This window comes from Streptomyces sp. NPDC051963 (assembly GCF_044593495.1).
In the GTDB taxonomy this organism is placed as follows: domain Bacteria; phylum Actinomycetota; class Actinomycetes; order Streptomycetales; family Streptomycetaceae; genus Streptomyces.
Genome location: NZ_JBIUCC010000004.1, coordinates 273,628 through 299,000 on the forward strand (window position 1 = coordinate 273,628; position 25,373 = coordinate 299,000).

The 25,373-nt window shown below is 70.7% G+C and carries 19 protein-coding genes and 1 pseudogene; 8 read left to right on the plus strand and 12 right to left on the minus strand.

Features of this window, described 5'->3' with window-relative positions; translation table 11 throughout:
- Positions 1 to 16: 16 nt before the first annotated feature.
- The 9 genes and pseudogenes from ACIHFB_RS18000 to ACIHFB_RS18040 all read right to left on the minus strand — a co-directional run bounded on the left by ACIHFB_RS18000 (position 17) and on the right by ACIHFB_RS18040 (position 9,780).
- On the minus strand, positions 17 to 796 hold the full coding sequence (locus ACIHFB_RS18000) for an aldolase/citrate lyase family protein (RefSeq protein ID WP_365274133.1): 780 nt from the start codon (positions 794 to 796) through the stop codon (positions 17 to 19).
- Positions 793 to 957 carry a hypothetical protein gene (locus ACIHFB_RS18005; protein WP_365274136.1) on the minus strand — a complete coding sequence of 55 codons (165 nt, stop codon included), beginning with the start codon at positions 955 to 957 and terminating at the stop codon, positions 793 to 795. Before ACIHFB_RS18005 ends, ACIHFB_RS18000 begins: the two co-directional genes overlap by 4 nt.
- The gene (gene iolD, locus ACIHFB_RS18010; protein ID WP_365274139.1) at positions 954 to 2,921 is read right to left on the minus strand and encodes a 3D-(3,5/4)-trihydroxycyclohexane-1,2-dione acylhydrolase (decyclizing); all 1,968 of its coding nucleotides are present in this window, start codon (positions 2,919 to 2,921) and stop codon (positions 954 to 956) included. The genes ACIHFB_RS18005 and iolD overlap by 4 nt, the downstream gene beginning before the upstream one ends.
- A 68-nt stretch (positions 2,922 to 2,989) precedes the next feature.
- The gene (locus ACIHFB_RS18015; protein WP_365274142.1) at positions 2,990 to 4,423 is read right to left on the minus strand and encodes an aldehyde dehydrogenase family protein; all 1,434 of its coding nucleotides are present in this window, start codon (positions 4,421 to 4,423) and stop codon (positions 2,990 to 2,992) included.
- A gap of 43 nt (positions 4,424 to 4,466) precedes the next feature.
- Positions 4,467 to 5,471: a sugar phosphate isomerase/epimerase family protein gene (locus tag ACIHFB_RS18020; RefSeq protein ID WP_365274145.1), complete on the minus strand. Its 1,005-nt coding sequence runs from the start codon at positions 5,469 to 5,471 to the stop codon at positions 4,467 to 4,469.
- 50 nt (positions 5,472 to 5,521) lie between these two features.
- Positions 5,522 to 6,586: pseudogene (locus ACIHFB_RS18025) on the minus strand (LacI family DNA-binding transcriptional regulator); the annotation flags it as partial.
- A 40-nt stretch (positions 6,587 to 6,626) separates the two neighbouring features.
- Positions 6,627 to 7,877 carry an inner-membrane translocator gene (locus tag ACIHFB_RS18030; RefSeq protein ID WP_365274151.1) on the minus strand — a complete coding sequence of 417 codons (1,251 nt, stop codon included), beginning with the start codon at positions 7,875 to 7,877 and terminating at the stop codon, positions 6,627 to 6,629.
- A complete protein-coding gene (locus tag ACIHFB_RS18035; RefSeq protein WP_365274154.1) occupies positions 7,874 to 8,656 on the minus strand; it encodes an ATP-binding cassette domain-containing protein in 783 nt (260 codons plus the stop codon). The genes ACIHFB_RS18030 and ACIHFB_RS18035 overlap by 4 nt, the downstream gene beginning before the upstream one ends.
- Positions 8,653 to 9,780: a sugar ABC transporter substrate-binding protein gene (locus ACIHFB_RS18040; protein WP_400127292.1), complete on the minus strand. Its 1,128-nt coding sequence runs from the start codon at positions 9,778 to 9,780 to the stop codon at positions 8,653 to 8,655. Before ACIHFB_RS18040 ends, ACIHFB_RS18035 begins: the two co-directional genes overlap by 4 nt.
- A gap of 494 nt (positions 9,781 to 10,274) precedes the next feature.
- On the opposite strand from ACIHFB_RS18040, the gene ACIHFB_RS18045 reads away from it, so the two are divergent.
- The 4 genes from ACIHFB_RS18045 (at position 10,275) to ACIHFB_RS18060 (ending at position 14,231) form a co-directional block, all read left to right on the plus strand.
- Positions 10,275 to 11,114, plus strand: coding sequence for a TIM barrel protein (locus tag ACIHFB_RS18045; protein ID WP_400127293.1), 840 nt, complete (start codon positions 10,275 to 10,277; stop codon positions 11,112 to 11,114).
- 26 nt (positions 11,115 to 11,140) lie between these two features.
- Positions 11,141 to 12,058 (plus strand): 2-hydroxy-3-oxopropionate reductase, encoded by a 918-nt coding sequence (locus ACIHFB_RS18050; RefSeq protein WP_400127294.1) that lies wholly within the window; start codon positions 11,141 to 11,143, stop codon positions 12,056 to 12,058.
- A gap of 184 nt (positions 12,059 to 12,242) precedes the next feature.
- Positions 12,243 to 13,700: a catalase gene (locus ACIHFB_RS18055; protein WP_365274166.1), complete on the plus strand. Its 1,458-nt coding sequence runs from the start codon at positions 12,243 to 12,245 to the stop codon at positions 13,698 to 13,700.
- 282 nt (positions 13,701 to 13,982) lie between these two features.
- Entirely contained in the window at positions 13,983 to 14,231 is a 249-nt protein-coding gene (locus tag ACIHFB_RS18060) for a hypothetical protein (protein ID WP_400127296.1), read from the plus strand.
- A 238-nt stretch (positions 14,232 to 14,469) separates the two neighbouring features.
- Here ACIHFB_RS18060 and gcl read toward each other — a convergent pair whose 3' ends face one another.
- On the minus strand, positions 14,470 to 16,254 hold the full coding sequence (gene gcl, locus ACIHFB_RS18065) for a glyoxylate carboligase (protein ID WP_365274169.1): 1,785 nt from the start codon (positions 16,252 to 16,254) through the stop codon (positions 14,470 to 14,472).
- Positions 16,255 to 16,462: 208 nt separating this feature from the next.
- Between gcl and ACIHFB_RS18070 the strand changes: the two genes are divergently transcribed.
- Positions 16,463 to 17,158 (plus strand): hypothetical protein, encoded by a 696-nt coding sequence (locus tag ACIHFB_RS18070; RefSeq protein WP_365274172.1) that lies wholly within the window; start codon positions 16,463 to 16,465, stop codon positions 17,156 to 17,158.
- Positions 17,159 to 17,165: 7 nt separating this feature from the next.
- Here the strand turns inward: ACIHFB_RS18070 and ACIHFB_RS18075 are convergent, their stop codons facing one another.
- Both ACIHFB_RS18075 and ACIHFB_RS18080 read right to left on the minus strand, forming a co-directional pair.
- On the minus strand, positions 17,166 to 18,752 hold the full coding sequence (locus ACIHFB_RS18075) for an AMP-binding protein (RefSeq protein WP_400127297.1): 1,587 nt from the start codon (positions 18,750 to 18,752) through the stop codon (positions 17,166 to 17,168).
- Positions 18,749 to 20,419, minus strand: a complete 1,671-nt coding sequence (locus ACIHFB_RS18080) for an AMP-binding protein (RefSeq protein ID WP_400127298.1) — start codon at positions 20,417 to 20,419, stop codon at positions 18,749 to 18,751. Before ACIHFB_RS18080 ends, ACIHFB_RS18075 begins: the two co-directional genes overlap by 4 nt.
- A gap of 114 nt (positions 20,420 to 20,533) precedes the next feature.
- Between ACIHFB_RS18080 and ACIHFB_RS18085 the strand changes: the two genes are divergently transcribed.
- The 3 genes from ACIHFB_RS18085 (at position 20,534) to ACIHFB_RS18095 (ending at position 25,357) form a co-directional block, all read left to right on the plus strand.
- The gene (locus ACIHFB_RS18085) at positions 20,534 to 21,370 is read left to right on the plus strand and encodes a LuxR C-terminal-related transcriptional regulator (protein ID WP_365274181.1); all 837 of its coding nucleotides are present in this window, start codon (positions 20,534 to 20,536) and stop codon (positions 21,368 to 21,370) included.
- 183 nt (positions 21,371 to 21,553) lie between these two features.
- Positions 21,554 to 24,364: an AAA family ATPase gene (locus ACIHFB_RS18090; RefSeq protein WP_365274184.1), complete on the plus strand. Its 2,811-nt coding sequence runs from the start codon at positions 21,554 to 21,556 to the stop codon at positions 24,362 to 24,364.
- A gap of 201 nt (positions 24,365 to 24,565) precedes the next feature.
- On the plus strand, positions 24,566 to 25,357 hold the full coding sequence (locus ACIHFB_RS18095) for a serine protease (RefSeq protein WP_365274187.1): 792 nt from the start codon (positions 24,566 to 24,568) through the stop codon (positions 25,355 to 25,357).
- Positions 25,358 to 25,373: the final 16 nt, after the last annotated feature.

Here is a 25,373-nt window from a genome sequence, read left to right on the forward strand (position 1 = left end):
TCCAGGGTGTGCAGGATCAGGACGCGGTGCGTGCCTGGTCGAGGTGGGCCGTGACGGCTGCGGCGAGCAGGGTGGAGTCGGAGCCGATGGCCACGAAGGTCCAGCCCTCGGCGATCCGGGCCGCCGCCCCGGCCCCGTCGTTCACCAGCAGGCCGGACGCCTTGCCGTGTGCCGAGGCGGTGGCGCGGACCTTGTCCAACGCGGCCGTGTAGACAGGCGCGTTGAACTGTCCGGGGACCCCTAGGTCGTGACTGAGGTCGCGGGGGCCGACGAAGAGGACGTCGGCGCCGTCCAGTGCGGCGATCTTGTCCACGTCGTCCAGGGCGGCGGCCGACTCGATCTGCACCACGCCGAGGGGGCGGTCCGCCTCGCGGTCCAGCGCCCCGGGATCAAGACCGAAGCGGCAGGCCCGGTTGTAGGTGGCCACGCCCCGGTCGCCGTCCGGCGGATAGCGCAAGTGCCGTAGCGCGGCGGCGACTTGGTCCGCGCTGTCCAGCCGGGGCAGCATCACACCGGCCGCGCCCAGATCGAGCACCCGCCCGATGCGGATGCGTGCCGCGGACTCGACACGGACGACGGTCGGCACCCCGTACGAGGCGGCGGCCGGGACGAGGGCCCGCACCTGTTCCTCGCCGCCCGCACCGTGCTCCAGGTCCAGCAGCAGCCAGTCGACCCCGGCGGCGGCGCAGACCTCGCCGGTGAGGGGAGCGGCGGTGCCGATGAAGGTGCCCACGGTCGTGTCTCCGGCGGCCAGCCGTCGGCGCAGGCGGCCGTGGTTTAGGGGTGAGGCGGTCATCCGAACCACCTCTGTTGCGCCAGCCCGACCTCGTACTCGCCACGCAGCGCGGCCACGGACGGTTGCTCGGCGACCTCGGTGCCGAGGAAAGTGCCCACGGTCGTATCTTCGGCGGCCAGCCGTCGGCGCAGGCGGCCGTGGTTCAGGGGTGAGGCGGTCATCCGAACCACCTCTGTTCCGCCAGCCCGACCTCGTACTCGCCACGCAGCGCGGCCACGGACGGTTGCTCGGCGATCTCGGCCGGAGCTACGTCCCACCAGACGCCCGCGCCGGGAAGGTCGGCGTGTGGGATGACGGGGACGACGATGACCACCGGGCCCTGGTGATCGCGGGTGGAGGCGAGGGCCTCGGCGAATTCGTCGGCGGTGGTGGCCCGGACGGCGTGTGCGCCGAGCCCGGCCGCGACGCGGACGAGGTCGACGTCGAGGTAGTCGCTCTCCAGGCGGGCGGGTTTGCCGTCGGTGAGATCGAGGGTGCTGTTGCGGTAGCGGAACTCGTTGCCGAACTCGGCGCCGGTGCGGCCCATTTGGAGGCGGTGGATGACCTGGTAGCCGTGGTTCTCGGCGATGACGACGGTGACGGCGGCGCGTTCCTGGGCGGCGGTGACCAGTTCGGTGGGTGCCATCAGGAAGGTGCCGTCGCCGATGAAGGCGGTGACGCGGGCCTGCGGACGGGATTCGGCGAGCCGGACGCCGATCGAGGCGGGCAACTCGTAGCCCATGCAGGAGAAGCCGAACTCCAGGTGGCAGTGGCGTCCCTCGGTGGCGTCCCAGACCTTCTGCAGGTCGCCGGGCGGTCCGCCGGCGGCGGCGATGATCGTGTCGCCGGGGCGGGCGTGCTCCTGGAGCACGCCGATCAGCTGGCCCTGGGTCAGCACCGCGTCCGTGTCGGTGACCACGTCGGAGTCGGCGGGCACCGCGCTCTTGTCGAACGGCATGCCCGGGTCGATGGCCCGGGCGCGCACCGGGACCCACCGGGCGTGCGCGGCTTCGACGCGCTCCCGCCAGGCGACGGGGGCGGCGATCCGCCGGGCCTCGACCTCGTCGGCGAGCGCGGCCAGGGCGCGCTTGGCGTCGGCGACGATGCCTACGGCGCCCAGCCGCCCGGCGTCCTGGATGTCCAGGTTGATGCCGGCGAAGCGTACGTCGGGGTGCTGGAAGAGCGAGTGCGAGGCGGTGGCGAAGTCGGTCAGCCGGGAGCCCACGGTGAGGACGAGATCGGCTTCCCTCGCCAACTCGTTGACGGCGGGGGTGCCTTCCAGCCCGATGCCGCCGAGCTGCCACCACGCGCGCCGCTGCACCGCGCCCTTGCCGCCGAAGGTCTCGACGACCGGGACGCCCGCCAGTTCGGCCAGCCGCTCCAACTCGGGCGTGGCACCGGAGTAGTTGACGCCCCCACCCGCGATGATCAGCGGTCGCCGGGCCTCGGCCAGCAGCTGCGCGACCTGCGTCACCTCGTCCGGGTCGGCGGCCGGCCGGCGGATCCGCCAGACCGTGTCCCCAAAGAGCGCGGTCGGGAAGTCGTACGCGTGCGACTGCACGTCCTGCGGCAGGGAGAGGACCACGGCGCCGGTGTGGGCGGGGTCGGTGAGCACCCGCATCGCCGCCGGAAGGGCGGTGAGCAGCTGCTCGGGCCGGGTGATGCGGTCGAAGAAGCGGGCCACCGGCCGGAACGCGTCGTTGACGGAGGCATCGGCCTCGCTGGGGTGCTGCAACTGCTGGAGCACCGGGCCCTGGTGGCGGGTCGCGTAGCTGTCGCCGGGGAGGAGCAGCACCGGCAGCCGGTTGACGGTGGCCAGGCCGGCGCCGGTGACCATGTTCAGCGCGCCGGGACCGATCGAGGCGGTGACGGCGAGGGTGGCGTGGCGGCGGGAGTGCTTGGCGTAGCCGGTGGCCAGATGGACGAGGGCCTGTTCGTTGCGGCCCTGGACGAACGGCATCCGGTCCGAGAACTGGTCGAGCGCCTGGCCGAGTCCCGCGACGTTGCCGTGGCCGAAGATGCCGCAGGTGGCCGGGATGAGTCGCCGTCGTTCACCGTCGGCGTCGCTGTACTGGTGGGAGAGGTAGGAGACGACGGCCTGGGCCACGGTCAGCCGTGTGGTGGGCTCGGGGCGGGAGGCGCTCACGGGGAAAACTTCCTTCCTTGCGTACGACGCTGTACGAGGACACGAACTGGGGGTGCTGACCCCGGTGTTCACCAGGGGCGGCCGTGCAGGACGACGGTCTTGGCCTCGGTCATCTCCTCGACCGCCGCGCGCGGGCCCTCCTTGCCGATGCCGCTGCCCTTGAGCCCGCCGTAGGGCATCAGGTCGGCGCGCCACAGGGGGGTCCAGTTGATGTGCACGGTGCCCGCGTCGATCTCCCGGATGGCCCGCACGGCGCCGCTGACGTCGCTGGTGAAGATGCCCGCGCCCAGTCCGTAGGCGGTGCCGTTGGCCTGGTCGATCGCCGACTGCCAGTCCTCGGCGGTGCTGACGGCGACGGCGGGGCCGAACAGTTCGTCCTGGCTGAACGGCGAGCCGGGTGCCACGTCCGCGACCACCGCGGGCGTGACGGCCGCGCCGTCCCGCTCACCGCCGGTCAGCAGCCGGGCGCCGCCCGAGACCGCGTCGGTGATGGACGCGTGGACGCGTTCCGCCTCCTGCTGGGTGATCAGCGTGCCGATACCGGTCTCCGTCGACGCGGGATCGCCCATGCGGATGGCCTCGACCTTGGGTACCAGCGCGTCCAGGAAGTCACCGTTGATCGCCGGGTGGGTGATGACGCGTTGTACGGAGATGCAGACCTGGCCCGCGTTGACGTAGCCTCCGAGGGCGACGGCCGATGCGGCGGCCTCCAGATCGGCGTCCGGCAGGACGACTACCGGGCAGGACGCCCCAAGTTCCAGCGACAGTTTCTTCACGCCTGCCATGCGGGTGATGTGCTCTCCGGTCCTGGTCGAGCCGGTGAAGGAGATCTTGCGCACCCGCGGGTCCGAGACCAGTGCGTCGCCGAGTACGCCGCCCGGCCCGGTCAGTACGGAGAGCACGCCCTCCGGCAGGCCCGCCTCGACGAAGCACGCGGCGAGCGCGAGCGCCGTCAGCGGTGTCGTACGGGCGGGCTTGAGGACGACGGCATTTCCGGCCGCGAGCGCGGGGGCGAGCTTGTGGAGGACCAGCAGCGCGGGATAGTTGAACGGGGTGATGGCGACGACCACCCCGCAGGGCTGGCGGAGGGTGAACCCGATCTTGTCGTGGCCGGTGCCCCGGTTGGCGTCCAACGGCAGTGTGTCGCCGTAGAGATGAGCGCCCTCGAAGGCGGCCAGCCTGATGATGTCGCCGGAGCGGCCCGCCTCGCCGGTCGCCTCGGTGATGGTCTTTCCGGTCTCGGCACTGATCAGCCGTGCCGTCTCGGCCGCTCTCCGGTCGGCCAGTACGGCCGCGCGGAAGAGGATCTGCATCCGTTCATGGGCGGGTGTCGCGCGCCAGACGGCCGCGCCCGCCTCGGCCGCCGCAAGCGCCGCCTCCACATCCTTCAACCCGGCCACCGGTACGGCCCCCACGGCCGCGCCGTCGAACGGCGAGGTCACTTCCTCGGCCTCGCACGAGAGCGCGGGCGTCCAGGTACCGCCGATCAGCATGTCCACCATGACAACTACCAATCCACAGGGGTTACTTACGAGAGGTGAGGGCTCAGTCGGAAGTGCTGAACGCGGCGTCGAACTGCCGGTCGGAGGCCTCCGCGGCCACCGAGCGGACGAAGCGCAGGGCCTCCGGCGCGGCGGTCTCCCGGTCCAGGCCGACGTCCTCCCACTCGACGGAGAGCGGGCCGTCGTAGCCGAGGCGGTTGAGCGCGCGCATGATCTCCTCCCAGTCGATGCCACCGCGGCCGACGGAGCGGAAGTCCCAGCCGCGCCGGGGGTCGCCGAAGGGGAGGTGGGAGGCGATGATGCCGTTGCGGCCGTTGAGGCGGCGGGTGGCGTCCTTGCAGTGGACGTGGGTCACGCGGTCGCCGTGGCCCTCAAGGAAGGCGACCGGGTCGACCTGCTGCCAGTGCAGATGGCTGGGGTCGAAGTTGATGCCGAACGCCGGGTGCTTCATGGCGGCGAGGGTGCGCTCGGTGGTCCAGTAGTCGTAGGCGATCTCGGCGGGGTGGATCTCCAGGCCGAAGACGACGCCCTCGGCCTGGAAGACGTCCAGGATCGGGGTCCAGCGCTCCACGAAGTCGTCGAAGCCCGCGTCGATGGTCTCCGCGGAGACGGGCGGGAAGCCGGCCAGCATGTACCAGATGCTGGAGCCGGTGAAGCCGTTCACCCGGGTGACGCCGAGTGCGGCGGCGGCCCGCGCGGTGTCGGCCATCTCGGCGGCGGCCCGGGCCCGTACCCCCTCGGGCTCGCCGTCGCCCCACACATGGGGCGGCAGCACGTCACGGTGCCGGTGATCGAGGGGGACGTCGCAGACGGCCTGGCCGGTCAGGTGGTTGGAGATCGCCCAGACATTGAGGCCGTGGCGTTCCAGGAGGGCCCGCTGCCGTTTGACGTACCCGGGGTCGGTGACGGCTTGGCGGACATTGAAGTGGTCACCCCAGCAGGCGAGTTCGAGGCCGTCGTAACCCCACTCGCCCGCCTTCCGGGCGAGTTCCTCGATCGGCATGTCGGCCCATTGGCCGGTGAAGAGCGTGACCGGGCGTCGGCTCATGGTGGAGGCTCCGATTCAGGCGTTTCCGGTGCGCAGCCGCAGCTGCGCCGGACGATCAGGTCGAGGGGCACCCGTGTCTCGGTGGGGTGCTCGGTCTTCGCCGCGGCGCCGGACTTACGGCCCTCGAGCGCGGTCAGCAGCATCCGCGCGCTGATCTCGCCGAGTTCGCGGTCGTGCCGGCGCAGGGCGGTCATCGGCGGATCGAGCAGGTCGCTGGAGACCGGGTCGTCGAAGGAGACCAGGGCGATCTCCGTGCCGACCCGGTACCGGTCGGCACGGAGTTGACGCAGCGCGCCGAGGGCGAGGGTGTCGCCCGCCGCGATGATGGCGGTCGGCGGCTCGGCCACCCGCATCAGTTCGGCCACCGCCCGCTGCGCGCTGGCCTCGGTCCACTCGTGGTCGCCGTAGGCCAGGTACTCCGGTGGCACCGGCAGCCGCCGTCCGCCCATGACGTTGCGGAAGGCTTCCAGGCGTTCGGTGGCGGGTGCGTTCTCCAGGCGCTTGACCTGGTCGGTCGGGCCGGTCGGCACACCCAGAAAGGCGATCTTGGTGTGGCCGTGGACGACCGCCAGGTGTTCCACGAGGGTGGCCATGCCTCCGGCGTTGTCCGGGCTGACGTAGCCCAGTCCGGTGTCCGGGATGACGTGGTCGATGAAGACGACCGGTCCCCGGTCCGGAACGTAGCCGCCACTGGTGGCGACCAGCAGTCCGTCGACCTGGCGGTCCTGAAGGGTGCGCAGGGCGACGGTCTCGTGCTGGGCGTCACGCTCGGTGTTCATCACGACGACCTGGTAGCCGGCGGCTTCCAGTACGTTCTGGGCCGACTTCAGCACCGTGGCGTAGAAGGCGATGGCGATGTCGGGGACGACGACGCCCACGAGCATGGACGACTGGGTACGCAGGGACCGCGCCGAGATGTTGCGCCTGAAGCCCAGCACGGTCGCCGCCTCGACGACCTTCCGCTGAGTGTCCCCCGGGATGCGGGGGTTGCCGTCCAGAGCCCGGCTGACCGTGGATACGGACACTCCGGCCATCGCGGCGACGTCGGTCAGGGTGGGACGACGTCGACGGGACGGATCGACCGGACCGACAGTCTGGTCCTGGCTGGAAGGCATCGGGGCTCCTTACAAGGGCGGTCTCTGCGGCGGACCTGTGCTATTTGGCCGCTCGGGCAAAGACACTGCCACGGGTGAGGATCGAATCCACAGTCGCCGCGAGGACGAGGATGGCTCCCTCGGCGACGTACTTGACCACGGTCTCCGCACCGATCAGGTCGAGGCCGTTGGAGATGGAACCGATGACCAGAGCGCCGAGCAGGGCGTCCCAGACGCTGCCGCGCCCGCCGAACAGACTGGTCCCGCCGATCACGGCCGCGGCGATGGACTCCAGCAGCACGGTGCCCGTGCCGGAGGAGGCCGAGACCCCGAGCAGTCGTGAGGCGGCGAGGATGCCGCCGAGCGCGGCCAGCGCACCCGCCAGGCTGAAGGCGATCATCTTGGCCCGGGCCACCGGGATGCCCGCCCGACGGGCGGCGTCCGGGTTGCCGCCGACGGCGTAGAGATGCAGGCCGAAGCGGGTCTGGGTGGTGATGTAGCTGAACACGGCGAGCAGTGCGAAGAGGATCACCACGGGGAGGGGCACACCGAGATAGCTGTTGAGCACGGCCACGGCTGTGACGCTGGCGACGCCGACCAGGACGCCCGGGACGACGACGTCACGCACCACGCTCACGTTGATGCCCCGGCGTCGGGACTCCCCCAGAGCCAGCAGACGCAGCAGGACGAACGTGGTGATGCCTGCGGCCATGAGTGTCCACCCCAGGGCGGGTGGCAGGTAGGTGCTCGACAGCGTGGCGATGCCGGTGCCGAAGAGGCTGACCTGTCCGGTGCCGCCGGGCAGCAGTACCAGGATCACGCCGAGCAACACGAGTTGGGCGCCCAGGGTGACGACGAACGACGGCACCCCGAACTGGGTGACGACTGCGCCCAGGAGCAGGCCGACCGCCGCCCCGGCCGCGATCCCGGCCAACAGGCCGAGCCAGGCTGGCCAGTTGTGGTTGACCACGAGGATCGCGGTGAGTGCCGCCGCCGCTCCGCTGGTGGCGGCGACCGAGAGGTCGATCTCGGCGAGCAGCAGGACGAAGACGATGCCCAGCGCGATCGTCGCGGTGACAACGATCTGCACCAGCAGGTTGGTGATGTTGCGGTTGCCCAGGAAGGCGCTGTCCTGGGCGGCGAAGAAGGCCCAGATCACGGCCAGCATGAAGACGACGGGGACGAATCGGTACCGTCCGGCGATGGCGTCGAGCGCCATCCGGCGGCGGGACTGGCGGCTTTCCACCCGCGCGACGGGCGGCGGGGCGGACGTGGCGGCGACGGCCGCGGGCGGTTGCTTCGATGTGGTCATGGGGCCGAGATTCCTGTGATGGCGGCGACGAGCTGGTCCGAGTTGGTGGTGCGTTCGGTGTTGTCGAACTCGGCGACCTTGTTGCCCAGGCGCAGGACGACGATGCGGTCGGCGACTTCCAGGACGTCGCGCAGGGCGTGCGAGATCAGCACGATCGCGCAGCCGTGTTCGGCGCGCAGTTGGCGGATCAGGTTGAGCACGCCGGTGCTCTGCTCGACGCCGAGCGCCGCCGTCGGTTCGTCCATCAGGACGAGCCGCGGGTCGGAGAGGGTGGAGCGGCAGACGGCGATGGACTGCCGCTGGCCGCCCGAGAGACGGCCGACCGGAGTGCGCAGGGAGGGGATCTTCGCGCCCAGCCGGCGGATGGTCTCCTGCGCCCGGTGCTCCATGTCCGCCCGGCGCAGACGTGCGCCGCGCAGCAGTGGGCCGGTCTCCTCCCGGCCGAGGAAGAGGTTCTGGACGGTGTCGAGGTTGTCGCAGAGCGCGAGGTCCTGGTAGACGGTCTCGATGCCGAGCGCCGTGGAGTCGATCGGGCGGCGCAGCTCGACGGGCTTGCCGTCGAAGAGGATCTCACCCCCGTCGGCGGGCTGAAGCCCGGAGATGACCTTCATCAGGGTCGACTTGCCCGCTCCGTTGTCGCCGACGACGGCCACGATCTCGCCCGGGGCGACGGCGAGGTCGATGCCCTCCAGGGCATGCACTCCGCCGAAGAGTTTGACCACCTGGCGGAGTTCGAGGAGCGGGGCCGCCGTGGTCACGGCGGCCGTTTCCTTGCTCATCCCATTTCCTTCTTGCAGGTCTCCGTGGCCGCGGTGGGACCCGTGCAGATCTGCTTCCAGGTCCAGACGCCGTCCTTGACGAGCGTGGAGACCGTGTCGGCGTGGAGGTCCTGTACGGGGAGGAAGGCCGCCGGGACGCCGGGCTTCATGAAGCCGTTGTCCACATAGATGTCGATGTCACTCTTGTTGATCTTGCCGGTCTTGAGCAGCTGCACCGTCAGTTCGGCGGCCTTGGAGGCCTGGAGCTTGAACGGCTTGTAGACGGTGCTGTACTGGTAGCCGAGCAGGATGTACTGGACGGCCTGGAGGTCGGCGTCCTGGCCGCCGATCACCGGCACCTTGCCGGTCAGCGACTGGGCCTTGAGCGCGGCGATGGCGCCGCCGGCGGTGCCGTCGTTCATCACGACCACGGCGTCGATCTTGTTGCCGGTCTTGGTCAGGCACTGCTCCATCTCGGACTGCGCCTTGGCCGGGTCCCAGTTGGGCGTGTACGTCTCGCAGGCGACCTTGACCTTCCCGGCCGTCACCAGCGGCTTGATGTACTGGTCCTGGCCCTTCTTGTACTGGGTGGTGCCGAAGTCGCCCTGGTTGCCGTAGATACGGGCGATGACCTTGGGCTTGGCGGTCGTGCCTTCGGCGAGCAGCTTGGCGGCGTCCTTGCCCTGGTTCTGGCCGACCGACAGCGAGTCGAAGACGACCTGTGCTGCCGCTTCGCCACCACGCGCGTCGTGGTCGTAGAGCAGCACGGGGACCTTGGCGACGGACGCCTTCTGGAGCGCGCCGCCGGCTATGTAGGGGTCGGCGGCGATCAGCACGATCGCGGCCGCTCCGCCGGAGATGGCGGTCTCGACCTGCTGGACCTGCTTCTGCGGGTCGTTCTCGGCGTTCTGGATGACGACCTTGGCGTCCGGCATGGCCTTCTGCATCGCGGCCTTGAAGTCGGGGCCGTCCTGAGTGGTGAAGCGCACGGTCGTGGTGTTGGGCAACAGCATGTAGACGGTCTTGCCGTCTCCACCGGCCGAGCCACTGCCCCCGCCGGAGCCGCAGGCGGCGACCAGGAGGGCCGCCGCGGGCAGGGCGGCCAGGCGTACGGCGAATCTTCGCGAACAGGGCATAAGGCGCATGGAAGACACTCCCTAGTGAATCCGGCCCTCAGAGTGCGCAAACCTTTGCACCCAGGTTTCTTCCGGGTCAACACTTTGAGCCAAAGAAGATGCGGGCCCCGAGATATCGTTTGCACAACGGCGCACGGCGGCAGCGGGCCCCGTATCAGAAGAAGCGCACGACAGCTGGCGCTTACCGACCGGTAGCGCCTTTGGCCGCTCCCGCCCCGGAGACCGCGGGGCGGATGTTTCGATTCGGACACCTACGGGGGGCGCGCAGGGGCCATGCCCCCTCGGCGCCGAGATCGATCATGACCGCAGGTCCGCTCGACGACCCACCGCTTCGGCATCGATGACCCGCGACCACCGGCCCGGGCGCGCCCGCCGCTCTCCGCGACACCGACTTCCGCCGACCCCTCTTGACAAGCGGCGACCCAGGGCGGCAATCTTCCATTAAGCAGAAACAAACTTCCACAATACGGAATCACTCGACATGGAAGGGAGCGCCGACCCTGATGCCAGGTTTTAAATTGAGCACAGCCGCAGACCAGCGCTTCAACGTCAACCTGTCGATCCTCTTCACGGAACTCCCGCTCCTGGAGCGCCCCGCGGCCGCCGCCGCGGCCGGCTTCACCGCGGTCGAGCTGTGGTGGCCCTGGGTCGACTCTCCCACCCCCGAGCAGTCCGAGCTCGACGCCCTCAAGCAGGCGATCGAGGACGCGGGCGTCCAGCTCACGGGCCTGAACTTCTACGCCGGACAGTTGCCCGGCCCGGACCGGGGCGCCCTGTCGCTCCCCGGCGAGGAGTCGGAGAAGTTCCGCGCCAACATCGACGTGGCGGCCGACTTCGCCCGGTCGCTGGGCTGCACGGCGCTCAACGCCCTGTACGGCAACCGCGTCGAGGGCGTGGACCCGGCCGAGCAGGACGCGCTCGCCCTGGAGAACCTCGTCCTCGCGGCGCGGGCGGCCGAGCGGATCGGCGCGATCCTGCTGATCGAGGCGCTGAACCGGCCCGAGTCGCCGCTGTACCCGCTGGTGAGCGCGCCCGCCGCCGTCGGGATCGTCGACAAGGTCAACGAGGCGACGGGACTCGGCAATGCGAAGTTCCTCATGGACCTGTACCACCTGTCCATGAACGGCGAGGACCTGCCGTCGGTGATCGAGCAGTACACGTCGAAGACCGGCCATGTGCAGATCGCCGACAACCCGGGCCGCGGAGCGCCGGGTACGGGCTCGCTGCCCCTCGAAGACCTCCTCGACCAGCTGAACAAGGCGGGTTACGACGGCTGGGTCGGCCTGGAATACAAGCCGGGCGACCGCCCGAGCGCCGAGGCCTTCGACTGGCTGCCCCGCTGATCCCCGTACCGAAAGGCACCCTCAGAATGAGCAATGCACGCGCAGCTTCCTCCCACCCAACCCGCCCTGCGATCGCCTGGATAGGCCTCGGCATCATGGGCTCCCCCATGTCCGAGAACCTGATCAAGGCGGGTTACGACGTCACCGGCTTCACCCTGGAGCAGGACAAGCTCGACCGGCTGGCCGCCGCCGGTGGCCGCGCCGCCGGTTCGATCGCCGAGGCCGTGCGGGACGCCGACGTGGTCGTCACGATGGTGCCGGCCTCCCCGCAGGTCGAGGCCATCGCGTACGGTCCGGACGGCATCCTGGAGAACGCGAGGTCCGGCGCGCTGCTGATCGACATGTCCTCGATCACCCCGCAGACCTCCGTCGACCTGGCGAAGGCCGCCAAGGACAAGGGCATCCGCGTGCTGGACGCCCCGGTGTCCGGCGGTGAGGCCGGCGCGATCGAGGCCGTACTGTCGATCATGGTCGGTGGCGAGCAGGTCGACTTCGACCAGGCCAAGCCGATCTTCGACGCCCTCGGCAAGACCATCGTGCTGTGCGGTCCGCACGGCTCGGGGCAGACCGTGAAGGCCGCCAACCAGCTGATCGTCGCCGTGAACATCCAGGCGTGCGCCGAGGCCGTGGTCTTCCTGGAGAAGTCCGGCGTGGACCTGACGGCCGCGCTGGACGTGCTGAACGGCGGGCTCGCCGGCTCCACCGTGCTGACCCGCAAGAAGGACAACTTCCTGAACCGGGACTTCAAGCCGGGCTTCCGTATCGACCTGCACCACAAGGACATGGGCATCGTCACGGACGCGGCGCGCAACGTGGGCGCCGCCCTTCCGGTCGGTGCGGTGGTCGCCCAGCTGGTCGCCAGCCTGCGTGCGCAGGGCGACGGCGGGCTCGACCACTCGGCCCTGCTGCGGGCGGTCGAGCGCCTCTCCGGCGCGCAGATCTGACGCCCGCCACACAGACCTCCGGGCCGCGGCGGTGCTGACATCTGTCCTGTCGCGCCCAAGCGCCGCCGCGGCCCGGAATCCAGTTCAACAAACTGTTGACGTCCAGATCGCCCCAAACCTAGGCTCCACGAAGCGGAAGTCCCTTTCCGAAGATTCCCGCTGACTCTCGTACGGAAGGTCCACGATGTCGAAGCGCGTGCTCACCACCGAGTCCGGCGCCCCGGTCGCCGACAACCAGAACTCCGCCTCCGCCGGCATCGGCGGCCCTCTCCTTCTCCAGGACCAGCACCTCCTGGAGAAGCTGGCGCGCTTCAACCGCGAGCGCATCCCGGAGCGCGTGGTGCACGCCCGCGGTTCCGGCGCGTACGGCTACTTCGAGGTGACCGACGACGTCACCGGCTTCACCCACGCCGACTTCCTGAGCACCGTCGGCAAGCGCACCGAGGTGTTCCTGCGCTTCTCGACCGTGGCCGACAACCTGGGCGGCGCGGACGCAGTCCGCGACCCGCGCGGCTTCGCGGTCAAGTTCTATACGCAAGAGGGCAATTACGACCTCGTCGGGAACAACACCCCGGTGTTCTTCATCAAGGACCCGATCAAGTTCCCGGACTTCATCCACTCGCAGAAGCGCGACCCGTTCACCGGCAAGCAGGAGCCGGACAACGTCTGGGACTTCTGGGCGCACGCCCCCGAGGCCACGCACCAGGTGACCTGGCTGATGGGCGACCGCGGTATCCCGGCGTCGTACCGCCACATGAACGGCTACGGCTCGCACACCTACCAGTGGACCAACGCCGACGGCGAGGCGTTCTTCGTCAAGTACCACTTCAAGACCAACCAGGGCATCCGCTGCCTGAGCTCCGAGCAGGCCGCCGAGATCGCGGGCAAGGACCCGGGCTCCCACCAGACGGACCTGCTTCAGGCGATCGAGCGGGGCGTCAACCCGTCATGGACCCTGCACGTCCAGGTGATGCCGGCGGCCGACGCGGCGGAGTACCGCTTCAACCCCTTCGACCTGACCAAGGTCTGGCCGCACAAGGACTACCCGCTCCAGCGCGTGGGCCGGCTGGTCCTGGACCGCAACCCGGACAACGTCTTCGCCGAGGTCGAGCAGGCCGCGTTCTCCCCGAACAACTTCGTTCCGGGCATCGGCCCCTCCCCCGACAAGATGCTCCAGGGCCGCCTGTTCGCCTACGCGGACGCGCACCGCTACCGCCTGGGCGTCAACCACACCCTGCTCGCGGTGAACGCCCCGAAGGCGACCGTCGCGGACAACTACGGCCGCGACGGCTTCATGGCCTCCAACTCCCAGGGCCGCCACGCCAAGAACTACGAGCCCAACTCCTACGACGGCCCGGCCGAGACCGGACGCCCGCTGTCCGCCCCGCTGGCGGTGGCCGGCCACACGGGCACGCACGAGGCCCCGCTCCACACCAAGGACGACGCCTTCTTCCAGGCGGGCGAGCTCTACCGCCTGATGTCCGAGGAGGAGAAGTCCCGTCTCGTCGCGAACATCGCCGGCGGTCTGTCCCAGGTCTCCCGCGACGACGTGATCGAGAAGAACCTGGCCCACTTCCACGCCGCCGACCCGGAGTACGGCAAGCGCGTGGAGGAGGCCGTCCACGCCCTGCGCGAGGACTGAACTCCCTGCCCGCGCCCGGCAACCGACCGACCCGGATGAGGGGTGGTCCCTCGGTACGGGGCGCGGGCAGGGTGTGGACCGCGGCGGTGTGCGAGCCAGTGCGGTGGTGAAGGCCCCGAGGCACTCCTTCTCGACCTGAGGGAAGGAGCACCCCGGTTCCGTCGCGCCCGCCGCGGTCCCGGTACGACATCCCGAGGAGCGCCGGATACGGACAACCCGTATCCGGCGCTCCTCGGCGTGTTCCGGGGTGCGCCGGCGGCCCGTCCGCAGGACGCTGAAGGCATGGCACACCCACTGGAACATCCACTGGAACACCCGCACATCGTGGTGCACCCCCCGGCCCTGGACGGATCCCGGCGTGTCACCACGGACGACGACACGCTGGGGGTCGCCTCGCACATCGACGACGTGGGCGAGATTCTGCGGCTGGCCGATCTGTACGTGACGGACGTGGAGCAGAGTGACCTCATCGAGTGGCAGGGCGGCGGCCCGGACGACTGGCCGGGACTGTCGGAGCACCACGAGCAGTGACCCCGCCTGCCGCACAGGGCGTACGCCGTCTACGGAACCCTCAAATCAACCTCTGAAGACGGGCCTGGATGCTTCAACCACCCCCGGATACGGGCAGGAACCCCACACGCCGGGCCCGCCGGCACGGGGGCGGCGGGCCCGGCGTCAGTGCGAGCGCGGGACAGCGCGAAGGGCGGCCCATCCCTCCGGATGGGCCGCCCCTGGTGATGGTGCGCCGTGTCAGACCCTCAGCGTCCTGTCAGACCTTCAGTGTCTTGATCGATGTCGGCGCATGGCCGGGCTCGGTCGCCAGCTCCTCGAACTCCACCACGTTGCTGATGTCGTTGGTGGTGGACATGGAGATGTTGGTGACCCGCTCCAGGATCGCCTCGACGATCACCGGCACCTGGAACTCGGCGGCGAGCTTCTTGGCCTCCTCCAGTGCCGCGCCCAGTTCGTTCGGGTCGGTCACCCGGATCGCCCTGCAGCCGAGGCCCTCGGCGACCTTGACGTGGTCCACGCCGTAGACGCCCAGTTCGGGCGAGTTGATGTTCTCAAACTCCAGGTTGACCTGGAAGTCGATCTCGAACGCCCGCTGCGCCTGGCGGATCAGGCCCAGGTAGGAGTTGTTGACCAGGACATGGACGTACGGGATCTTGTGCTGCGCCCCGACCGCCAGCTCCTCCAGCATGAACTGGAAGTCGTAGTCGCCGGAGAGCGCCACGACCTGTGCCTCCGGGTCGGCCTTGGCGACGCCGAGCGCGGCCGGGACGGTCCAGCCGAGGGGCCCCGCCTGGCCGCAGTTGATCCAGTGCCGCGGCCGGTAGACGTGCAGCATCTGGGCGCCGGCGATCTGCGAGAGGCCGATCGTGGAGACGTACCGGGTCTCCGGGCCGAAGGCCTTGTTCATCTCCTCGTAGACGCGCTGCGGCTTGATCGGGATGTTGTCGAAGTGCGTACGGCGCTGGAGGGTGGCCTTGCGCTCCTGCGCGGCGGCGGCCCAGTCGGAGCGGTCGGGCAGCTTGCCGGCCGCCTTCAACTCCCTTGCCACCTCGACGAAGAGCTCCAGGGCCGCCTTCGCGTCCGACGCGATGCCGTAGTCCGGCGCGAAGATCTTGCCGATCTGGGTGGGCTCGATGTCGACGTGGACGAACTTCCGGCCGGCCGTGTAGACGTCGAGCTTGCCGGTGTGGCGGTTGGCCCAGCGGTTGCCGATGCCGAGGACGAAGTCGGACTCCAGGAAGGTCGCGTTGCCGTAGCGGTGCGAGGTCTGAAGGCCCACCATGCCGGCGTTCAGATCGTGGTCGTCGGGCAGGATGCCCCAGCCCATGAGGGTGGGGACGACCGGGGTGCCGGTCAACTCGGCGAACTCGACGAGGAGTTCGGCCGCGTCGGCGTTGATGACACCACCGCCGGCCACGATCAGCGGGCGCTCGGCGGCGTTCAGCATCCCGATCGCCTTCTCGATCTGGGCGCGGCTCGCGGCGGGCTTGTACACCGGCAGCGGCTGGTACGTCTCCGGGTCGAACTCGATCTCGGTGAGCTGGACGTCGATCGGCAGGTCGATGAGGACGGGGCCGGGACGGCCGGACCGCATCAGGTGGAAGGCCTGCTGGAAGACGCCGGGGACCTGCGCGGCCTCCAGGACGGTGACGGCCATCTTCGTGACCGGCTTGGCGATCGAGGCGATGTCGACGGCCTGGAAGTCCTCCTTGTGGATCACGGCGGTCGGGGCCTGGCCCGTGATGCAGAGGATCGGGATGGAGTCACCGATGGCGGAGTACAGACCGGTGATCATGTCGGTGCCGGCGGGGCCGGACGTACCGATGCAGACCCCGATGTTGCCCGGGTGGGTCCGGGTGTACCCCTCCGCCATGTGCGAGGCGCCCTCGACGTGCCGGGCGAGGGTGTGCTGGACACCGCCGGAGGCCTTGAGGGCCGCGTAGAACGGGTTGATCGCCGCGCCCGGGACACCGAACGCGTCGCTGACGCCCTCGCGCTTGAGGATCTCGACTGCCGCGCGGGCAGCGGTCATACGAGCCATTGAGTACTCCTGCTTCGGCTGTCGGATGTGCACTCCCGTCGCGCCCCGCGGTGAGTACTTCCGCATAGTGGAATTAGTTTTCTACTATCTGGAAACAATGTAGGCGGGTCGGGGAAGGGCAGTCAAGAGACGGACAAGCAGGGGTTTCCTGGAGGACGATGGCAGCGCTGTCCCGGTGTGCGGTCGCGATCTCGTCCTGGAGTGGGCCATGTCCGAGAGCGTGTCGGTGCGCTGCCCGGCCTGTCGGCGCGAGCAGCTCTACACGGCTCCGTCGTATCCGTGCGCGTGCGGCGCGCCGGTGATCGTGCAGCTCGATCCGGAGGGGACCGCGACGGCCGTCACCCACCCGGTCTGGGACGAGCAGTGGGTCACCGTGCACTGCGCGTCCTGCGGCCGCAGCGACCAGTGGCCGCGGCCGGAGCTGGGCTGCGCCTGCGGCACTCTGCTGCGGATCCCGATGGCGCGCGCGGCTGACGACGGCGAGGCGGCCGAGCCCGCGACGCCGGCCCCGCGACGCGCCTTCAACCCGGTGACCATCCGCACGGCCCGCGACGCCGTCACCGCCGCGGCCCTCTATCTGCGCTGGCTCGGCTACGAGGACATCCGCCGGGCGGACCAGCGACCCCCGTCCGGCATCGGCCTGGCCGCCCGCGGCCTGGTGGCGCAGGTCGATCCGACCGTGCGCCCCGCCTCACTGCGGGACGTGGAGTGCCTGTGGCTGACGGCCATGACGGAGTCCGCCGACTGCGTCTACTTCTCCCTCGCCGGATACGCGACGGACGCCCGCACCCGCGCCGACGCCCTGGGCGTCCCGCTCTTCGTCCTCGACCTCACGGGCACCCCCCAGCCGGTCAACGGCCTCGCCGACGAACTGGACGCCACGGGCACCAGCGACGCCCTGTAGCCGAGCGTCAGAGCCCCCGCGCCGCCTCCTCCCGCAACTCGATCTTGCGCACCTTCCCGGACACGGTCATCGGGAAGGACTCCAGGATCCGCAGCCGGCTCGGGATCTTGTAGTGGGCCAGCCGTCCCTCGCAGAAGGACCGCAGTTCCTCCAGGACCGGCGGGTCGGCCGGGTCGCGCGGGATGACACAGGCGAGGACCTCCTCGCCGTAGCGCTCGTGCGGTACGCCGACCACCTGGACGTCCGCGACCTTCGGATGGGCGTAGAGGAACTCCTCGATCTCACGCGGGTAGATGTTCTCGCCGCCCCGGATGATCATGTCCTTGATGCGGCCGACGATCTCGACATAACCGTCCTCGCGCATCACCGCGAGGTCACCGGTGTGCATCCAGCGGGCGGCGTCGACGGCCTCGGCGGTCTTCTCGGGTTCGTTCCAGTAGCCGAGCATCACGCTGTAGCCGCGGGTGCACAACTCGCCCGCGGTGCCCCTGGGTTGTGTCACCCCGGTCGCCGGGTCCACGACCTTGACCTCGACGTGCGGCAGCACCCGGCCGACCGTGCCGGTGCGGTGTTCCAGGTCGTCGTCGCGCCGGGTCTGCGTGGAGACGGGCGAGGTCTCCGTCATGCCGTAGCAGATCGACACCTCGGCCATGTTCATCTCGGCGACCACCCGCTTCATCACCTCCACCGGGCAGGGCGAGCCCGCCATGATGCCGGTGCGCAGGGAGGAGAGGTCGTACGAGGCGAAGTCGGGGAGGTTCAACTCCGCGATGAACATGGTCGGTACGCCGTACAGGGAGGTGCAGCGCTCCTGCTGGACGGCCTCCAGTGTGGCCTTCGGGTCGAAGGAGGGGGCCGGGATCACCATGCAGGCGCCGTGGGAGGTGGCGGCCAGATTGCCCATGACCATGCCGAAGCAGTGGTAGAAGGGCACGGGAATGCACACCCGGTCCTGCTCGCTGTAGGCGATCGACTCACCCACGAAATAGCCGTTGTTGAGGATGTTGTGGTGGGAGAGGGTCGCGCCCTTGGGGAAGCCCGTCGTGCCCGACGTGTACTGGATGTTGATCGGGTCGTCGCAGGACAGAACCTCGTACGGGACCGGCGTCCCCCGCGCGATCAGCGCGTCCCAGCCGGGGTCCCCGATGAACACGGTCTCCCTCAACTGCGGGCACTTGCCACGCACTTGCTCGATCATCGCCCGGTAGTCGCTGGTCTTGTGGCGGAGCGAGGCGAAGAGCAGGGAGATCCCGGCCTGGCCCAGGACGTACTCGACCTCGTGCGTACGGTACGCCGGGTTGATGTTCACCATGATCGCGCCGATACGGGCGGTGGCGTACTGGACCAGCACCCACTCGGGGCAGTTCACCGCCCAGATGCCCACCCGGTCGCCCTTGGTGACACCGCTCGCGAGCAGCGCGTACGCCAACTCGTCGATGTCCGCCGCGAATCGGGCGTAGGTCCAGCGCCGCCCGGAGGGCACGTCGACGAGCGCCTCGCGGTCCGGCCAGGCGGCGACGGCCCGGTCCAGGTTGGCGCCGATCGTCTCGCCGAGCAGTGCGGTCCCGCTCGTCCCGTGGGTGTACGAGGTCACCGGAAGTCCTCCTCGCGGTACTCGGCGTCCGAGCCGGCGGCCGTGGCCTCGCGCAGCTCGATCCGGCGGATCTTGCCGGAGACGGTCTTGGGCAGCGGCGCGAACTCCAGGCGGCGGAGGCGCTTGTAGGGGGCGAGGACCTCACGGGAGTGCTCGAACAGCACCTTCGCGGTGCCCGGCCCGGGTTCCCAGCCCGCCGCGAGGACGACATACGCCTTGGGCACCGCCAGCCGCAGTGCGTCCGGCGCGGGCACGACGGCCACCTCGGCCACCGCATCGTGCTCCAGCAGGGCGCTCTCCAGCTCGAAGGGGGAGATCTTGTAGTCGGAGGCCTTGAAGACGTCGTCGGAGCGGCCGACGTAGGTGAGGTAGCCGTCGGCGTCCCGGGAGCCGATGTCGCCGGTGCGGTAGTAGCCGCCGGCCATCGCCCGGGCCGTACGCTCCGGGTCGCCGTGGTAGCCGGTCATCAGGCCGACGGGGCGGGCCGACAGGTCGAGGGCGATCTCGCCCTCCGCGGCGCCGGGTGCGCCGGAGACCGGGTCGAGGAGTTCGACTCGGTAGCCGGGGCCGGGACGGTCCATGGAGCCCGTCTTCAGGGGCTGGCCGGGGCTGTTGGAGATCTGCACCGCGGTCTCGGTCTGGCCGAAACCGTCGCGGATGGTCACGCCCCAGGCCCGCCGCACCTGCTCGATGACCTCGGGGTTCAACGGCTCCCCCGCCGCCACGGCCTCGCGCGGCGGGGTGCGCAGCTGGGTCAGGTCGGCCTGGATGAGCATGCGCCACACGGTCGGCGGGGCGCAGAACGTGGTCACGCCCGCCCGGTCCATCTCCGCCATCAGCCGGGCCGCGTCGAAGCGCGTGTAGTTGTGGATGAAGACGGTCGCCTCCGCGTTCCACGGAGCGAACAGGTTGGACCAGGCGTGCTTGGCCCAGCCCGGGGAGGAGATGTTCAGGTGGACGTCGCCGGGTTTGAGGCCGATCCAGTACAGGGTCGCCAGATGGCCGATCGGGTACGAGGTGTGGGTGTGCTCGACCAGCTTCGGGCGGGCGGTGGTGCCGGAGGTGAAGTACAGCATCAGCGGGGCGTCGGCCATGGTCGGCCCGTCCGGGGCGAAGTCGGCCGAGGCGGCGTACGCGTCCTCGTACGCCTGCCAGCCCTCGGGCACCCCGCCGACCGCGATGCGCGTGTAGTCGCCGGGCACCTCGTCGAACTTGCCGGTGTCCTCGGCCCGTACCAGCACCTGCCGCACGTGCCCGCGCTCCACCCGGTCGCGCAGGTCGGCGGGGCCGAGCAGCGGGGTGGCCGGGATGACGACGGCGCGCAGCTTCATCGCGGCCAGCGCCGTCTCCCACAGCTCGGACTGGTTGCCGAGCATGACGAGGATCCGGTCCTCGGCGCCGACGCCCTGCCCGCGCAGCCAGTTCGCCACCCGGTCCGACCGGTCGGACATCTCCGCGAAGGACACCCGGACCTCGGTGCCGTCCTCCTCGACGATGTGCAGGGCGGTCCCGTCGTTGCCGTCGGCGATGACGTCGAACCAGTCGAGCGCCCAGTTGAACCGCTCGGGCCGGGGCCAGCTGAATCCCTCGTACGCCTGCGCGTAGTTCTCGCGGTGCTCCAGCAGGAAGTCCCGCGCACTGCGGAAGAGCTCCGTCGCCGTCGTCATATGTCCTCCTCGTCACCGGACCATTGCCGGGCGGCTCTCTGCCATCGTGTAATTCGTGATGCAGGTCTCACTACCCCCGAACGAGGGTGTGCGCCGCAGGGAAAGGGCGAGCAGGTGACAGCGGACGCAGCCGGTACGGCCGAGATACGCCATGCACTGGTGCGGCTGCGACGCACGACCGGCCTCCCGATCGCCTTCGGCGGCCTCGTGGAGCCGGGGCGGCAGCAGGTGCGCATCAGCGAACTCAACGGCACCGCGACGCCCGCGCTGAGCGCGCTCGTGGTGACCACCGGGAACGGGCTCGGTGGCCGGGCGGCCGCGCTGGCCCGCCCCTGCGCGGTGACGGACTACTCCTCGTCCCGGCAGATCAGCCACGAGTACGACATCCCGGTCGCCGCGGAGGGGCTGCGCTCGGTGCTCGCGGTTCCGGTGGTGGTACGACGCCGGGTGCGCGGTGTGCTGTACGGCGCCCTGCGCACGGCCCAGCCGCTCGGCGACCGCATTCTGGGCGCCGCGATGCAGGCCGCGCGGGACGTGGAGCAGGCGCTGGCCGTGCGGGACCAGGCGCAGGGCGTGCTGGCGGCGGCCGTGCGCGCCGAGCCGGCCCGGGATTCCGCGGCGGGGGCCGTCCGGGAGCAGGTGCGCGAGGCCCATGCGGCGCTGCGCGCGCTGGCGCCGCGGATCGCCGACCCGGCGCTGCGGGCCGAACTGCTCGACGTGTGCGGCCTGCTGACCCCGCCGGCCCGGACGGAGGGGGTGGAGCTGGCTCCCCGCGAGGTGGATGTGCTGGCCTGCGTCGCCGCGGGCGCCACGAACTCGGCCGCCGCGGAACAACTCGGTGTACGGACCGAGACGGTCAAGTCGTATCTGCGGTCCGCCATGCGCAAGCTCGGTGCGCACACCCGCGGGGAGGCGGTGGTCGCGGCCCGCCGGGCGGGACTGCTGCCGTAGGACCGGTCCGCAGGGCCGGTCCGGCGATCGGGCAGATCGTTGCACCATCCTTCTATTCAGTCGCCCGCGCTTTGAATTTCCCCATGCTCCACGCCCCTGTTATTTCCCTCACCTCGCCACACGTCCGAATTTCAAAGACCCATTGCCTAATATTGGCCCGGACACGACACACGGAGGGGAGCGGTGACCGTGCGACGGGACTTCACGGAGCCTGCCAGAAGCCGCCCCGACCTGGTCATCGGCCGGGAGGAGCTGGTCACGGCGGCGCGTGAGCAGCTCGGCCGAGGCGGCAGCGTGCTGCTGCACGGCCCCGCCGGAATAGGAAAGTCGACGCTCCTGCGGGCGTTGGCCGCGCAATTTGCCGATGCGGCACGCACCGTGTTGCGCTGCTCGGCCACCGAGTCGGAATCCCACCTCCCCTTCCTCGCCCTCGCCGACCTGCTCGGTCTGGCCCTGGACGAGGTGTCCGACCGGCTGCCCGCCGCCCAGCGCACCGCGCTGGAGTCGGCGCTCACCGGCCGCGGCGAGTCCACCCTCCAGCGCGACGGGCTCGCGCTGCGCCTGGCGGTGCTGTCCGCGCTGCGCGCCCTCGCCGCCGAAGGACCCGTGCTCATCGTCGCCGACGACCTCCAGTGGCTGGACCCGGCCAGCGCCGAGCTCCTCGGCTTCGCCGCCCGCCGCCTCGGCGACACCCCGGTGCGGATGCTGTGCGCGGTCCGCACGGAGGGCCAGGAGTACGACCGCCATCTACGCGCGTCCCCACCGGACACCCTGGCCGTCCGCGTCAACCCGCTCTCCCGCACCCAGGTGTCCGACCTGCTCGACCACCGCGGCTACCCGGGCCTGTCGCGCGCCACGGTCCGTGAGATCCACCGCACCAGCGGCGGCAACCCGCTGTTCGCCCTCGAACTGGGCCGTGCGCTCGCCGAGAGCCCCGCGCGTCCCCGGCCGGGCGAGCCGCTGCCGGTGCCGACCTCGCTGCGGGCCCTCGTCCTCAGCCGGCTGGAGAACCTCTCCGACGAGGTCCGCCACACCCTGCTCGTGGCCAGCGCCGGCGCCCGCCCGACGCTGGCCCTGCTGCATGCGGCCGGCCGCGAGAACGCCGAGGCGGAGACCGCGCAGGCGGCCGCGCTCGGGCTCCTCGCGACCGAGACCGAGGGTCCCGCCGTACGGTTCGCGCATCCGCTGATCTCGGCCGCGCTGTATGCGGAGGCGGCCGCGCAGGAGCGGCGGGCGGCGCATGCCGCGCTGTCCACCGCGGCCTCCGACCCGATCGAGCGGGCCCGCCATCTGGCCCTGGCGACGAACGGCACCGATCCGGAGGTGGCGGCCCGGCTCGCGGAGGCCGCCACCCTGGCCCGGGACCGGGGCGCGCCGTCCGTGGCCGCCTCGCTCGGCCTGCTCGCGGCCCGGCACACCCCGGCGGACGGCGCGCCCGGCCAGGAGGTGCTGCGGCTGGCGGCCGCCGAGGACGCGATCACCGCCGGCGATCTGGACCTCGCCCGGGACATCGCCCGCGAGGTGCTCAGCCGGACGACCGTGCCCGAGGACCGGGTGCGGGCCTGGATCATCGTGATCGACACGGCGGGCCACGCCATGACGGAAGTCGACGCGGTCTTCCCGCAGGCCCTCGCCGACGCGGGCGACGACCCCAAGCTGCTCGCCCTGATCCACTACCAACTCGCCTGGCGGGGCCTGCTCGTGGAGGGCGACTTCGACGAGGCCCGCCGGGAGGCGGCGTACTCGGCGGACCTGGCCGCGCGGGCCGGCGACCGGTACACCGAGCTCATGGCGCTCGCCTTCCAGGCCCAGATCGAGACCCTGATGGGCCATTCAGACGCCCCCGCGACCATCCGGCGCGCGCTGACGGAACCCCAGGACCCGCGGGTGTCCTGCCATCACAACGGAGCCGGCTACTCCCGGTTCCGCTGGCTGATCATGAGCGATCAGCTGGCGGAGGCCCGTGCGACGGTCACCGCCCTGCTGCGCGAGGTGCGCCGGCGCGGATCGGTCGAGAGCGAGGTGCACTTCCTGCGCGGGGTGGCCGAGACCGAACTGCGGTCCGGGCACTGCGGCCGTGCGCTGGACCTGGCCCGGGAGGGTCTGCGGCTGGCCCGGGACACCGGGATCGGCGAGGTCGCCTCCGCCGTCCTCACCTCGATCGCGGAGGCCTCGGGCGGTGAGGTGGACCGGGCGCTGGCGCTGGCCCGGGAAGCGGTGGAGCACGCCGAGGAGGGCGGCGACCAGGTATATGTCTCCCGGGCCCTGGCCGCCCTCGGGTACGCCCAGCTGGTCGCCGGGGACGCGGCCGAGGCGGTCCGTTCGCTGCGCCGGGTGCGGGAACTGGAGCAGGGGCTCGGCATCACCGACCCGGCGCGCGGCCGCTGGCACGGCGACCTCGCCGAAGCGCTGGTGCGGATCGACGAGCCGGCCGAGGCGCAGGACGTCATCGACGTCGCCCGCGAACAGGCGATGCGGCTCGGCCGCGAGAGCGTGCTCGCCGTACTGGACCGGGCGGAGGCCCTGGTGCGTGCCGCACGGGGTGAACACGACGCCGCCGTCGCCCAGTTGACGTCGGTTCAGGACCGGCTCGGCAAGCTCGGCTACGGCCTCGAAGAGGCCCGGGCCGCGTTCGTGCTGGCCTCGCTGCGCACCCGGCGGCCGGGGCCGACGTCGTACGACGAAGCGGCCCGGCTGTTCCGCCGCTGCCGCGCGCTCCCCTGGCTCAGGCAGGTGGACGCGGCGGCTGCCGTGAGCCCGCCGGAGCCCGCCGCCGAGCCGCCTGTCGCGCTCGACGGCCTGGAGGGTCTCGCCTCGATGGAGCGTCAGGTCGCCGCGCTGGTCATGGAGGGCGCGACCAACCGGGAGATCGCCGGGCGCCTGTTCATCAGCGTGAAGACGGTCGAGGCGACCCTGACCCGGGTCTACCGCAAGCTGGGGATCCGATCGCGCGTGGATATCGTCCGACTGGCGGCAGAACGCCGCGCGAAGTGACACCGGTACGGGTTTACTGAGCCCGACCGAGGGTTTTCCCTGCCCAACTCCCCTAGGGGGTTCCCTCATTGGGAGGTGGGCGCTGCCGCCCTAGCGTATGAGCGTGCCGCTCGCTCGGGCATACGAGGGTCGGTCCCGAGACCCCCGTGGCAACCCCCCACACCCGCGCGTCCCCCCACCGGCAACCCCTTGAGGAGACTCATGTTCGGGCTCAACCGTGCCACGAAGACCGCCGCCGTCGTCGCGGCGACCGCTGCCGCCGCCGCGACCGCGCTGCTGACCGCCCCCACAGCGGTCGCCGCCCCGCAGCCCATCGTCGGCGGTACGACGACCACGACGACCGTGTACCCGTTCATGATGCAGATCACGGACGCCTCCGAGAACCAGTTCTGCGGCGGCACGCTCGTCTCGGCCACCAAGGTCGTCACGGCCGCCCACTGCATGGTCGGCGAGACCACCAGCAGCGTCAGAGTCGTGGGCGGCCGCACCTATCTCAACGGGACGAACGGCACGGTCAGCCGGGTCACCGACATCTGGGTCAACCCCGACTACACCGACGCCACCAACGGCGACGACGTGGCCGTCCTGACCCTGGCCACGTCGATGTCGTACACGACCGCGCCGTATGTCTCCGCCGACGACACCGATGTGTACGCGGCCGGCACCACGGCCCGCATCATCGGCTGGGGCACCACCTCCTCGGGCGGCAGCTCCTCCAACCAGCTGCGTACGGCGACGGTCCCGATCGTTTCGGACTCCAGCTGCGGCAGCTCCTACGGTTCGGACTACGTCCAGTCCGACATGGTTTGCGCCGGTTATGAAGACGGCGGCGTCGACACCTGCCAGGGCGACAGCGGCGGTCCCCTGATCATCGGGGGCGTCCTGGCAGGCATCACTTCCTGGGGCGAGGGCTGCGCGGATGCGGGTTACCCGGGTGTCTACACCCGGCTGACCACCTTCTCGGACGAGGTCACCGAGCAGATCAACTCGTAACCGCCAGATCTCCTGA